This is a genomic window from Chryseobacterium sp. G0201 (assembly GCF_003815655.1).
In the GTDB taxonomy this organism is placed as follows: domain Bacteria; phylum Bacteroidota; class Bacteroidia; order Flavobacteriales; family Weeksellaceae; genus Chryseobacterium.
Genome location: NZ_CP033917.1, coordinates 1,077,955 through 1,092,076 on the forward strand (window position 1 = coordinate 1,077,955; position 14,122 = coordinate 1,092,076).

At 36.4% G+C, this 14,122-nt stretch carries 7 protein-coding genes and 2 rRNA genes; 5 read left to right on the plus strand and 4 right to left on the minus strand.

Annotated features, from left to right (window positions below):
- Positions 1-154 precede the first annotated feature (154 nt).
- The 5 genes from EG348_RS04795 (at position 155) to EG348_RS04815 (ending at position 5,453) form a co-directional block, all read left to right on the plus strand.
- Positions 155-733: a hypothetical protein gene (locus EG348_RS04795; protein ID WP_123981149.1), complete on the plus strand. Its 579-nt coding sequence runs from the start codon at positions 155-157 to the stop codon at positions 731-733.
- A gap of 95 nt (positions 734-828) precedes the next feature.
- On the plus strand, positions 829-1,629 hold the full coding sequence (locus tag EG348_RS04800; protein ID WP_123981151.1) for a WxL protein host-binding domain-containing protein: 801 nt from the start codon (positions 829-831) through the stop codon (positions 1,627-1,629).
- Entirely contained in the window at positions 1,622-4,375 is a 2,754-nt protein-coding gene (locus EG348_RS04805) for a hypothetical protein (RefSeq protein ID WP_123981153.1), read from the plus strand. The genes EG348_RS04800 and EG348_RS04805 overlap by 8 nt, the downstream gene beginning before the upstream one ends.
- A 23-nt stretch (positions 4,376-4,398) precedes the next feature.
- A complete protein-coding gene (locus EG348_RS04810) occupies positions 4,399-4,908 on the plus strand; it encodes a hypothetical protein (RefSeq protein WP_228414834.1) in 510 nt (169 codons plus the stop codon).
- Positions 4,909-4,919: 11 nt separating this feature from the next.
- Positions 4,920-5,453: a hypothetical protein gene (locus EG348_RS04815; protein ID WP_185145497.1), complete on the plus strand. Its 534-nt coding sequence runs from the start codon at positions 4,920-4,922 to the stop codon at positions 5,451-5,453.
- Positions 5,454-5,516: 63 nt separating this feature from the next.
- Here the strand turns inward: EG348_RS04815 and EG348_RS04820 are convergent, their stop codons facing one another.
- From EG348_RS04820 to EG348_RS04835, 4 genes are all read right to left on the minus strand, one after another.
- Complete coding sequence (locus tag EG348_RS04820) at positions 5,517-7,421, minus strand: SusD/RagB family nutrient-binding outer membrane lipoprotein (RefSeq protein ID WP_123981157.1); 1,905 nt, start codon at positions 7,419-7,421, stop codon at positions 5,517-5,519.
- A gap of 12 nt (positions 7,422-7,433) precedes the next feature.
- A complete protein-coding gene (locus tag EG348_RS04825) occupies positions 7,434-10,352 on the minus strand; it encodes a SusC/RagA family TonB-linked outer membrane protein (RefSeq protein WP_123981159.1) in 2,919 nt (972 codons plus the stop codon).
- 645 nt (positions 10,353-10,997) lie between these two features.
- A 5S ribosomal RNA gene (rrf, locus tag EG348_RS04830) occupies positions 10,998-11,105 on the minus strand.
- Positions 11,106-11,309: 204 nt separating this feature from the next.
- Positions 11,310-14,076 (minus strand): 23S ribosomal RNA (locus EG348_RS04835).
- Positions 14,077-14,122: the final 46 nt, after the last annotated feature.

The window sequence follows — 14,122 nt, forward strand, 5'->3', positions numbered from 1 at the left end:
AATACAGATTATTTAATAAATTTCTAAAAAATTCAACAATAAAAATGGATAACAAGATATTGATAGTGAATAAATAAGCATATAAAAAATATCATAAAAATATTTCATACTTTGTTGAATTTTATTAACTTCACAGTACCAAACTTTAAATACCATGAAAAAAATTAAATTTTCAATTGCAATGTCTCTAGTTGCATTTGCTGTGTCTGCTAATCTTAACGCACAAGATACAAACACAGACAATCACACAATCTCTATTACCATCCCGGAAGTAGCATTGGTAGATATTGAACCTGCCGCTACAAAAAACATTACTTTAGGCTTTACAGCTCCTACAGAAGCCGGATTACCCATTACAGCTGCTACTACAAACAATACACTTTGGTTGAATTATTCATCTATTAAATCTGTTGCTGATGCTACCCGTAACGTTTCTGTAAAAGTAAATGCAGTTATTCCCGGAATAGACATCCAAGTTACCGCTGCTGCCGCTACAGGTGCAGGCGGAGGTACATTAGGAACACCCTCTGCTCAGTTAACTTTGAGTGCTGCAGACCAAACCATTGTTTCAGGAATCGGTAGTGCTTATACAGGAGATGGTGCCAATAACGGTCATAATCTTACCTATGCATTAGCTGCAGGAAGTGGACCTGGCGGAATAGCCGCCTATGCGGATTTAGAAGCAACTGCAACAGCTGTTGCAACGGTGACTTATACTATTTCGGACAACTAGTATCTCAACTTTAAAATTATAACTAGAAGAAATCGCATGTCTGTTTCTTCTTAGTTTTTTATTGTCTTTTTTCAACCCTAAACTTTACATACATAATGATAAAGCGCATTTTCTTTTTCCTTTTTTTCATCTTACAATTTGGTTTATCACAAGCAAGTATTGTGGTTATTAATGGTCTTACCCACAATTATAAAGTAGAAAGCGGACAGGTTTATAAAGGAAAAATAGCCATAGAAAACACTGATAATACGCCACAAAATGTAAAAATATTTTTGCAGGATTTCACTTATAAGGCAGATGGCTCTATCAATTATTCAGCTCCCAATACCAATATCAAGACAAATACGAACTGGATAAAACTTAATACCAACTTAATAACTTTAAAAGCAAGAGAAAAGACCGAGGTCTACTATGAAATAACGGTACCTAACAATGTCACTAAACCCGGAAGTTATTGGAGCGTCATTATTGTAGAACCAGTAGAAGACATCAAACCGACAGACAATAAAGATGGAGTAAATATCACATCTGTCATAAGATATGCTGTTCAAATCATCACCGATTATGATGCTGAAAAGGCAAAACCAAACTTACAATTTGAAAGTGTAAAAATTGATAAAGAAGAAGGAAGACAGATATTAAAGATCGCAATAGCCAACACGGGAGAACTTTATTGCAAACCAACGGCTGTTATTGAAATATACAACCGTAAGAACGGACAGAAAATTGGAAATTTTTCTAGTCAGGCAATGGGATTATTACCTACAACCTCCAAATCATTTCACATTGATATCAGCAAAATCCCGCCAGACAAATACAATTCTGTAATAATAGCAACTGACGAGGACGAAAACGCTTTTGCACTGAATGTGGAACTAGAAGTAAAAAATGATTAAAAATTGGGTTCTATACATTACCATACTATTCCCAGTACTAATTTTTGCTCAAAAACAACCAAACGATTTTGTCAACAAAAAAGATAGTCTACTGCCGGGAACGGCTACGTCTATTTCATTTACTATAGAAAACAATACTTCTGAGAAAAAAAATTATACTATTGAAATTAAAACTTCCAGCCCGAATATCAGTCCGATTTTAACGAAAGGAGAATTTAAAATTTCAGGAAATGAAAGTACTTCTTACATCGTTCCTTTAAGGATCGCAACAGAAACTCCACAAGGAAAATATACTGTGACATTATATGGAACCGATCAAAATGACGATAGTAAATTCATCAAAACCGAAGAAATAACTGTTTCCGCTAACCGAAACCTCTCGGTCACAGCATTAGACACTCCCGAATTTGTACGAGCGGGAGAAACCATTAAAGCCTCATTTCTACTAAAAAATGGAGGAAATGTAACCGAAAATCTTATATTAGAAAGCAAAAACACCAGTATTGATCAGGGCTATTCGATAGTTTTGCCGCCTGGCGAAACAAAAGTAATTACCATTACAAAAAATACAGATCCCGAACTCGGTAAAAGTGAATACCAAAATATAAACCTTACTGCTAGATCAGCTTTTAATTTAAATGAAAATCAGACAGCTTATACAAGTGTAAAAATTATCTCAATAAAGCCCTCCGAAGATGATATTTACCATCGTTTTCCTGTTTCTGCATCGTTATCTTTTGTCGGAATGCAAAACAGAGGAGTTTACAATGATGGCTTTCAGGGTGAATTGTACGGAAAAGGCAGTTTAGATAAAGAAAATAAAGGATTATTAGAATTCCATGCGGTGACAAAAAATCCGGTTGAGTTTAATTCTTTTACTCAATATGAAGAATATTTTGTGAATTATAGACGGGATAATTTCTATGCTCATCTTGGTGATAAAATGTATTCATCATCATTTTTAACTGAATTTGCCAGATATGGTCGTGGCGCCGAGCTTCGTTATGATTTTGAAAAACTTAGTTTTGGAGGTTTTTATAATCATCCAAGATTTTTTCGTGATATTAAAGATGAATTTAATATTTATTCGAAATTCAGGTTTAATAAAGAGACCGAAATTACGGCAGGATATCTTTATAAAATCCCGCGTAATGAAGCCAGCTATAGTTTTAATAATATGAAACTGGATTCTAATGCGCATCTCCCGTATATGACAGGAAAATTTAAAGTTTTAAAAAAGATCGATATTTTGGGAGAAGTCGCTTACAGTAAAACAGATAAAACTGAAGGAAATGCTTATATGATCCAGGCTCAGAGTAATTTTCAAAAGCTGAATGGAAATATCATGTACATGAAAGCGAGTCCACAATTTGCTGGATATTTTACCAATACAAGTACATTTAACGGAAATCTGCAGTATCGGATTTCTGATAAATTCAATGTTTTTGCCAATTATGTACAGGATGCCCGAAACTTTCAGAGAGATACGTTGCTACTGGCCGCACCTTACAGAAAATTTCTTCAATATGGCTTGGGTTACAGGTATATGAAAGCTGGAAATGTTATAATTTACAACGGTTCTCAAAGATATGAAGATAGATTAGAACCAAAAGAATTTGATTATTTTGAACGATTTTTTAAAGTAAGCATTGATCAGCAGATTGGTATTTTTCAACTTAATCTGGAAGGACAATTTGGAAAAACGAATAATTATCTGACAGATTTTAGTGGAAATTCACGTTTTTATACGGCTAATCTAAGCTTTGAAAAATTTAAAACATCTTTTAATTTATATGGAAGTTATGCGGTAACATCTCGCTACCAAATGCAAAACCAGAAACAGGTTTATTACGGAGCACGCGTTATCAGCCGATATTCTGATAAATCTTATTTCAGTTTATTCTATCAAAATAATTATCTTCCCGAAGAATATTTTAACGACAGAAATCTCTTTGAACTCCTTTTTCATCAACAGATTTTCCCTAATCATGAATTAGACCTTTCCGGTCGTTATACTTTACAGCGCGGTCAACTTGGCGATAAAGATTTTATTTTTTCATTGCGTTACACGTTACGCATGAATGTTCCGATACAAAAAATCGCAGAATATACATCCTTATCCGGAAATGTAAATAATCTTGGCGTTAAAAAAACAGAAGGAATAAGATTAATGCTTGGAAAGCATCTATCAATCACCGATAAAAATGGAAATTTCACCTTTAAAAATATTATTCCCGGAGATTATTTTCTTGAGATAGACAGATCAACAACTGAAATTAATGACATTCCTGATGTTAATTTCCCTGCATCTTTAGTATTAATTAATAAAGAAAATATTTTTAATTTCGGATTAACGACAGCTTCTACCATCCAGGGCAACATCCAACTTACAGAAGTTGAAGAAAAAGATCAGCCGAGTTTTGCACAATTTCAACTTAAAAAAGAGAAAAAGCGAAAAAACAATATCATTATTGAAGCTTCCGATGGCAAGCAGACATATCGGAAAATTGCTGTTATGGGTGAAAAATTTGATTTTACTTATTTACGTCCCGGAGATTGGATCGTGAAAATTTTCAGAAACGGATTGGATAAACGCTACAAAATATCAATGGATACTTTTCATTTTACATTAAAGCCTTCTGAAACCAAAAATATAACCATCAACATCGTAAAACAGCAGATAGAAATTAAATACCAGCAAGACTCCATAAAAGTAGGATATAATGAAATAAAAAAGCGAAAATGAGACTTATTAAAAACATATTAATCATGATTTGCTTTATTTTATCCTACAAAGCATTATCACAAACCACAGGAAACAAAACAATTGCTGTGACCTTACCTATCGTAACATTATTAGACATAGAACCAACAGGAAATATCAACCTAAGTTTTGCTGCTCCAACAGAAGCGGGAAGATCCATCGTAAATCCTGCAGCCAACACAACCAAATGGATCAATTACACATCAGCAATTGCGCCGGCAGGTCTTACAAGAAGAATTACAGCCTCCGTTAATCAAACTATTCCCGGAGTTGATATAAAAGTACAGGCAGCAACGGCCGCCGGAGCAGGTGGTGGAACTTTTGGAACGCCATCAGGTTTGGTTACTCTTACAACAGCTTCTACCACAATCATAAATGGAATTGGTGGAGCTTTCACAGGAAACGGAGCCAATAATGGTCACCGATTGACAATCTCATTGACCCAGAATACGTATGCTAATTTATCTGCCCGTACAAATACTCCAGTTGTAATTACGTATACAATTACTGAATAAAATTAAAAGAAATGAAATTAAGCAAATATATTTTTCTAAAAGACCTACATTCAACTGAAAGACTTTTATTTATTTTAATTTTAATAACATTCAGTGTTTTTATTAAAGCGCAGAGAACGATAACTGTTGGCGGTACCAACTGGACACCCACCATACCTTCTATTACTGAAGCAGGAAATAATTATTCCGGAACATACGAAAGTGCAACCAATCAAATCTTATTAGCAACCAGTGTCCCATTATTATTAGGAAGCGGAAAAGTTTCAGTGCATTATGCTGCTAATCCGACATGGCATAATTCTCTGATTTTAAATATTAAAAGAACAGGAAATGGAACAACGACCTGTTTAGCATGTAGCTTAACCGGAGGCACAGCCTATCAGATTCTGACTTTGACTGATGTTGAATTATTCAGAATTAATGCTGTCCTGGCACTTGCTTCCTATTCTAATATTCCGATACAATTACAATTGAGTGGTGTATCTGTAACAATCCCAGCAACTACGTATAACAGCAGAGTAGTTTTTACCATCAGTGCTCTTTAAATAAAAAAGTACCTCCCTTCAAAAAAACACTGAAAGGAGGATAACATAAATAAACTAGTAGGTTTAATGTTTTGCCCACCAAAGCGGGGTAAGAATTTCGTCTGCTCCTCCTAACAATTGGACAGCCTTAGTATAACCGTTGGGATCCGAGTTTCTGAAGGAGCTTGGATAAGGTAATCTTTGTGGGAAATTTTTTACTGAATTTGTCATAAAGTTGGAAGAATTTAAATTCGGCAAATTCGGCAATGGGGTTTCAACCGCAGGATTTTCAAAGAAAGGTAAGCCCAATCTTCTTTGATCACTCCATGTTTCAAGCGGTAACCATGGAGTATTAGCTATGAATTTTTGAGTAATAATTTTAGTTAATTTATCATTTCTGATATTTCCACCTTTATAAATTGTATTTGAAGGATAATTAATTGTAACAGTTCCAGCTACGTTTGTTTTACCATCAATATAATTCATTACGTGTGAAGCTCCTAGTTCTGTTGTATGAGAATAGCTTGCAGATGTACCATCTCTATTATAATCTGTTGAAGAGATGTAAGCAGAATAATATTGTCCAACTCCGTTATAAGATAAACTTTCCTGAACACCTTTATTGTATGCTGCTTCATCTGACATAGGTGTAATCCATCCTCTTAAATTAGCTTCAGCAATTAAAAGATAGCTTTCCCAACTTCCGAAAAACACTCTTTTGTTAGTACTGCTTCTATATTGCTGTCCTATACTCGGCGTATAATTGGCTGATCCTCTTACATCATTTAATGATAGGGCAGTTCCCCAGTTTCCAATTGTATAAGCATTCCATGTATATTTAGTATTAACGGTAACTTTTGATCCGTCAGAATATCTCATATCTCTCATCATAGCTGCATCTGAAAGCGCATATCCTTGCGGAAATATAGGACTTGTAGTATTTCCAGGAATAAAAAAAGTTTTATATGCTCTTGGATCTATTTTGTTAGGTAAGCCATCTAAGAAATAACCTGTTGAAGGATCATTCGTTTTTTGAGGATATTGGCTTGAAAACTTTTTACCGATGTACCCATCAGGTTTAATGTAAGCCTGCAAATCCGATGACAATTGATTTTGTGATGGCACACCTCCTAAACCAAGATACAAATTATTGAGCGTGGCTGAGATTATTTGCTGATTCCAAGGTCTGGACATCACTCCTGTCAAATCATTCCAGCCATCTTTTTCGGCAACAGCAAAATTTTCATCAGCATTAGATATAAATTTATTGGAAGATACAGCATCTTCAAATTCTGTTTTAGCTTTTGAAGGATCAACTTCAGATAATCTCATTGCTAATCTCATTCTTAGCGAGTTGCCGTATTTCACCCATTTATTCCAATCCATTTGATAGGCTAGATCTCCAGCTTTAGTTTTGTCACTTATACCTGTTATGCTTGGATCTATTTTAGCAACAGCATCTTTTAATTCTGATAAAATATAGTAATAAAAATCTTTTTGAGAATTAAATTCAGGATTTACACCTTGGAAAGCTTCATTGGGTATTGGACCGAAATTATCGGACAATTCACTCATTAAATAAGCACGCCATATTCTTGATATTTGGATTATATTTTCGTTATAATTTGAGGCTGTACCATTTAATTTTTTTTCATTTCCAATTTGGATTGCTTTATTAGCATTATTAAGCCATCCCGAAATATATCCCCAATAGTTGGTTGTATATCCATCATCATAATTTCCGCCTGCAATAAATGTTTGATAATGTTGTCTTCCAGCTGTTTTCCAATAAAGAACGAATGTTCTTTCTGCTACTTCAGGATTCATTTGAGCTCCTAAAATAGAAGAAGTTAGAAAATATTCCGGCAAAATCTGTTCGGAAGTAGCAGCATCAGGGTCTTTATTAATATCCTCGAATCTATCACAGCTATTAATTGAAAGTGTAGCTAATAAAGTGAATAGAGTAATTTTTATAGTATTTTTTTTCATTTTGATAACGTTTTAGAATCCAACAGTTAGATTAAATACAAAGTTTCTTGATGTAGGGAATGATAAGTTTTCATACCCTGTTGCATTGGAACTTACAGCAGATGCTGATTCCGGATCGATTCCTTTTATTTTACTATAAAGCATCCAAACATTATTTACAGATAATGAGATTCTTGCACTTTGAAATGCTGAATTAATAAATAATGATTTAGGGAAAATATAGGTTAATTGTACATTTCTAATTCTAATATTTGTAGCATCATAAATATTATCCTCATGTATTCCTAAATTACTGCTTCTACTAGAAACTGCTGACCAATAGTTTTCCGGAGTAACAGCAATAGTATTTGGAGTATAGCTTCCATTTCCATTTGCAATAACTCCATCTGCTACAAATGATTCTCTACCACCATTCACAACCGTTTCTTTTGCCAGCCCTGATCCCTTTAATGCACGCATTGTTCCAGAATAAAACTGACCTCCAAAGCGACCGTCTATCTGAAAAGAGAAATTAAAATTTTTGATAGTGAATCCATTTGTAATTCCTAATAATGCTCTAGGAGTTTGGTCTCCTAAAATATATTGATTTCCATTTGAGGTAGGAAGTCCTTCGCTATCCAATACTCTCTGTCCAAAATAAGGGCTGTTGGGATCTTCAACCCTAGTGTATTTAGTTCCCAGTATTACTCCATATCGTTGCCCAACATAAGCCACAAAACGTAATTTATCAAAAGGAGGACGTTGTATATCATAGATTTCAATATCGTCATAGAGTGAATTTATTTTATTCTCATTTTTAGAGAAATTAACATTCATATTCCATAGGAAATTTTGTTTTTTAATGATATCTGTATTCAACATAATTTCAATTCCTTTATTTCCTATATCACCTGCATTAATTTTTTTATAATTATACCCTGATAAAGGATTCATTGGTAAGTCAATAAGTTGATTTTTAGCATGTGTATCGTAGTAGTTTACATCTAAATCTACCCTGTCGAAAAAACGCAGATTAAGCCCAGCTTCATAAGTTTTTAAATTTTCACTAACTACGTTAGAATTAAACAATACATCTCCCAAATTACTACTTGTAATATTTCCGTTCGGATCATGTCCAATACTATAGCTGTTATACAATTGATAAGGAGGTAAGGAATTTCCTGTTTCTGCGTATGAAGCTCTAATTTTTGCAAACGTGATAAACTTTCCAAATAGATCTTTATCCCAAAGCTTTTTGAACATATCCGTTAATATTAATGAAGAACTTACGGATGAATAAGAAAAAGATCTATTTTTTTCAATCAATGTAGATGTCCAGTCATTTCTAAAAGTTCCATTAATAAACCAAAAGCCATCATAGTTAATATCCATTGTTGCAAAAGCAGAATTAATTTGTTGTTTTCTTCTTACTTCTGAAACTGTAGGCTGATTATTAATTGCATTCTGAACACTAAAATAATTAGGCACATCCAAAACGGCAGAAATTGAATTGGAATTAAAATTATTTGTCATTACTTGTCCGAAAACAGAAAAAGCTCCTCCCCATTTTCCAAACAAATTATCTTTTTTAAAATTTAAGCTACCGATATAATTGTTTTCAATAGATCTATTAAACGAGGTAGAATATAAGTTTACTGCATTTCCTCCGGTATATGTTCTCTGTTCCCCTTTAGTATTATACATATCAGAACCAACCTTCAAATCTATATTAGCCCAGTCCGTAAAATTATATTTTACATTTCCGGTAACAAGAAATCTATTTCTAGCATCCTGATTTAGTCTATTATATACATTCCAATAAGGATTATCGCCACCCGGAATATACCACCGCTGTTTTATACCCAATACATCCATTCCTTCTCTAAAATCAGCAATATTAATCGTTGAAGGTAGAGTTAATATAGTTCCATAGTAATTTTGAGAGTTTTGCCCGCCAACAGGTCTATTTTTTGCAAATGAATTTATATACTGAATTTTTACATCTGTAAACCATCTGTTGTTACGGCCAAACTTTGAAGTGACATGGGTTGCGGCATTAAATCTTTCATATTTTGTTTCAGGAATCATTCCGCCATCATTTAAATAACTAGCAGAAGAAAATATAGTTGTGTTTTCTCCAATCGCCTGTTGAAATGTTAATGTATTATTATTAGATATTCCTGGTTTAAAAAATGTTTTATAGTTATCATAAGAACGTAATTTTATATCCCTACCTTCCCAATCCTGTACAGTTTGCCCTATTATTGATTCCCCCCAACTCGCACTACCATCTTTAACATAATTCCCAGCTGTCCCTTGTGAAAATTGTTTTTGCAACTGAGGAACCATAAAAAGAGTTTGTACACTTAGGGTATTTGAATATGTTATTCCTGCCCCTTTACCTTTTCTACCTGTTTTAGTTGTAATCATTATTACACCATTACCGGCTCTGGATCCATATAATGCGGATGCTGCACCTCCTTTTAAAACGGTAATATTCTCAATATCTTCAGGATTAAGATCACTTAATCCATTACCCATGTCCATCTCAGGATTCCAAAAATCATTATTTCCTGCTCCCACAAAATTTGACATTGGTGTCCCGTCAATAACAATTAACGGCTGGTTATCTCCAGTTAAAGAATTAAAACCTCTTAAAATAATTTTTGAAGATGACGCTGGTCCTGCACTAGATTTTACTAATTGTAGTCCGGTAACTTTACCTACTAATGCATTTGTGACATTATTCTCTCTTGCATCAACCATTGTAGAGCCTTTAATGTCTTGGTAAACATATCCTAAAGCTTTTTTCTCTTTTTTTATACCATATGCCGTAACTACAACTTCATCTATTTTTGATGTTTTAAGAGAATCTTTTTCTTGGGCATAAAATCCATTAAGACAAAATAATGTAGACTGGAGTATTCCAATCTTAAATATTGTTTTTTTCATATTTATGTGCTTTGATACAAACATAATAATATTTTAATATTTTTTAACATATTAAAACAAGTCATATTAAATTTTAAGCGCAGCAGAAACAAAAACAAAGGAATATATTAATGAAAATGAATTTAAAAAAAGAAATAAAGAAAATTTTTAAAAAGAAAATGAATGATAATGAATAATAAAAAACACACCTGAAGAAGCTTAAACGTTTTATCCTAAAGAATAATTAGGAAAAAAAGAAAAAAAGAAATGCCAAAAATTGATGTCAGTATCAAACTTATCTAAAATGTTGACTAATTATTTCGATTTTATAAAGGAATTATTTTTTAACATTGGCTTGTATTACTTAAAAACATTGCAATCATAAATTAAAAATTAATTGACTTGGGTATATATACTCACATACTAATCCAGCATGAAACTATCACATAATTGATTGTATTCGATTTTTAATTTGTAGTAGCAGTAAGTAAGTTTATTATTTACTATTAATGTTATAACAAGATTAATTCTATTAAAAATACGGATCATTTATAAATGATGAGTGATGATTGATTTCTTTGCGTTATGTACCAAAAAAAGTCTCATCCCTTATTGTATGGGCATAAAAAAACTCCTTCATCAATAGATGAAGGAGTTTTAAATAAAAACTGGCGGCGACCTACTCTCCCGCTTTCGCAGTACCATCGGCGCTGGTGGGCTTAACTTCTGTGTTCGGAATGGGAACAGGTGAGCCCCACCGCTAAAACCACCCTAAAGGCGTTATATAAGGTTGCAGGTTGATGGTTATAGATTGCAGGGAAAACCTGCTTTCTGACAGCTAACATCTGCTACCTGATTTTAATCGATAAAAACACTCACAAAGACAAAACCTTTCTTGCACTTGCAAGTCTCTTGAGATAGGTTTTTAATGTAATATTAATGATTACTCATTTGATGATTATATTTATTCCTTCAATAGGCAATAAATCTACGGGTAATTAGTACTACTCGGCTATGCTGTTACCAACTTTACACCTGTAGCCTATCAACGTCGTCATCTCCAACGACCCTTAAAAGATGTCTCATCTTGAGGCGAGTTTCGCACTTATATGCTTTCAGTGCTTATCTCTTCCAAACGTAGCTACTCAGCGGTGCTCCTGGCGGAACAACTGATACACCAGAGGTTTGTTCAATTCGGTCCTCTCGTACTAGAATCAAGCCCTCTCAAACATCTAACGCCCGCAATAGATAGAGACCGAACTGTCTCACGACGTTCTGAACCCAGCTCGCGTGCCACTTTAATGGGCGAACAGCCCAACCCTTGGGACCTTCTCCAGCCCCAGGATGTGACGAGCCGACATCGAGGTGCCGAACCTCCCCGTCGATGTGAGCTCTTGGGGGAGACTAGCCTGTTATCCCCGGAGTACCTTTTATCCTATGAGCGATGGCCCTTCCATACGGAACCACCGGATCACTATGTCCTGCTTTCGCACCTGATCGACTTGTAGGTCTCACAGTCAAGCACCCTTATGCCATTACACTCTACGCACGGTTACCAAGCGTGCTGAGGGTACCTTTGAAAGCCTCCGTTACTCTTTTGGAGGCGACCACCCCAGTCAAACTACCCACCACGCAATGTCCTTCTAAAAGAAGTTAGGCTCCAAGTAAGTAAAGGGTGGTATTTCAACGTTGACTCCACAAACACTAGCGTGCCTGCTTCAAAGTCTCCCACCTATCCTACACATTACTTACTCAAAGTCAATACGAAGTTATAGTAAAGGTTCACAGGGTCTTTTCGTCCCATTGCGGGTACTCGGCATCTTCACCGAGACTACAATTTCACAGAGCTCATGGTTGAGACAGTGCCCAGATCGTTACACCATTCGTGCAGGTCGGAACTTACCCGACAAGGAATTTCGCTACCTTAGGACCGTTATAGTTACGGCCGCCGTTTACTGGGGCTTCAGTCAAACGCTTCGCATTACTGCTAACGCCCTTCCTTAACCTTCCAGCACCGGGCAGGTGTCAGACCCTATACAGCATCTTTCGATTTAGCAGAGTCCTGTGTTTTTGATAAACAGTCGCCTGGGCCTTTTTACTGCGGCCACCATTGCTGATGGCGTCTCTTCTCCCGAAGTTACGAGACTATTTTGCCTAGTTCCTTAACCATGATTCACTCTAGCACCTTAGGATTCTCTCCTCGACTACCTGTGTCGGTTTTGGTACGGGTTGCTTCACTTCGGCTTTTCTTGGAAGCACTTTCCTTACAGCAACTTCGCCCGAAGGCTAGGTCTTGACTATTCCGTCAGTCTCCAGTAAGTACGGCACTCCGTCCCCTTTTTAGTGTGAGCAAGTATGGGAATATTAACCCATTGTCCATCCACTACCCCTTTCGGGTTCGCGTTAGGTCCCGACTAACCCTCAGCTGATTAGCATGGCTGAGGAAACCTTAGTCTTTCGGTGAGCGGGTTTCTCGCCCGCTTTATCGTTACTTATGCCTACATTTTCTTTTCTGTACGCTCCACAATGGCTCACGCCACTGCTTCTGTGCAAACAGAATGCTCCCCTACCAGATATAACCCAATGGTTATAAATCCATAGCTTCGGTACTCTATTTATGCCCGATTATTATCCATGCCGGACCGCTCGACTAGTGAGCTGTTACGCACTCTTTAAATGAATGGCTGCTTCCAAGCCAACATCCTAGCTGTCAATGCAGTCCAACCGCGTTGCTTCAACTTAATAGAGATTTGGGGACCTTAGCTGTTGGTCTGGGTTCTTTCCCTCTCGGACACGGACCTTAGCACCCGCGCCCTCACTGCCGTGGAACATTTATTAGCATTCGGAGTTTGTCAGGAATTGGTAGGATTTGACTCCCCCGCATCCAATCAGTAGCTCTACCTCTAATAAACTTATACACGACGCTGCACCTAAATGCATTTCGGGGAGTACGAGCTATCTCCCAGTTTGATTGGCCTTTCACCCCTACCCACAGGTCATCCGAAGACTTTTCAACGTCAACCGGTTCGGTCCTCCACTTTGTGTTACCAAAGCTTCAACCTGCCCATGGGTAGATCACAAGGTTTCGCGTCTAATACTACTAACTAAGCGCCCTATTCAGACTCGCTTTCGCTCCGGCTCCGGACCTGAAGTCCTTAACCTCGCTAGTAACATTAACTCGTAGGCTCATTATGCAAAAGGCACGCCGTCACCCAACATGTGGGCTCCGACCGCTTGTAGGCGTACGGTTTCAGGTTCTATTTCACCCTTCTATTCGAAGTGCTTTTCACCTTTCCTTCACAGTACTTGTTCACTATCGGTCTTTCAGGAGTATTTAGCCTTGGAGGATGGTCCCCCCATATTCAGACAGGATTTCACGTGTCCCGCCCTACTCATTTATCATCAAAATATACCTTTCAAATACGGGGCTATCACCCTCTATGGCTGTTCTTTCCAGAACATTCTTTTAAATATATAAAGACTTTTGGGCTAATCCGCGTTCGCTCGCCACTACTTACGGAATCTCTTCGATTTCTTTTCCTCCGGGTACTTAGATGTTTCAGTTCTCCGGGTTTGCTCTCTAAATAAATTTAGAGTGACATGTCTTCAACATGCCGGGTTGCCCCATTCGGACATCTGCGGATCAATTCGTGTGTGCCGATCCCCGCAGCTTTTCGCAGCTTACCGCGTCCTTCTTCGCCTCTGAAAGCCTAGGCATCCGCCATACGCCCTTAACGATTTCTTTCCTATTTTATTAATTACTCAAGCACTCGCAAGTGCTCGGTTTTCTC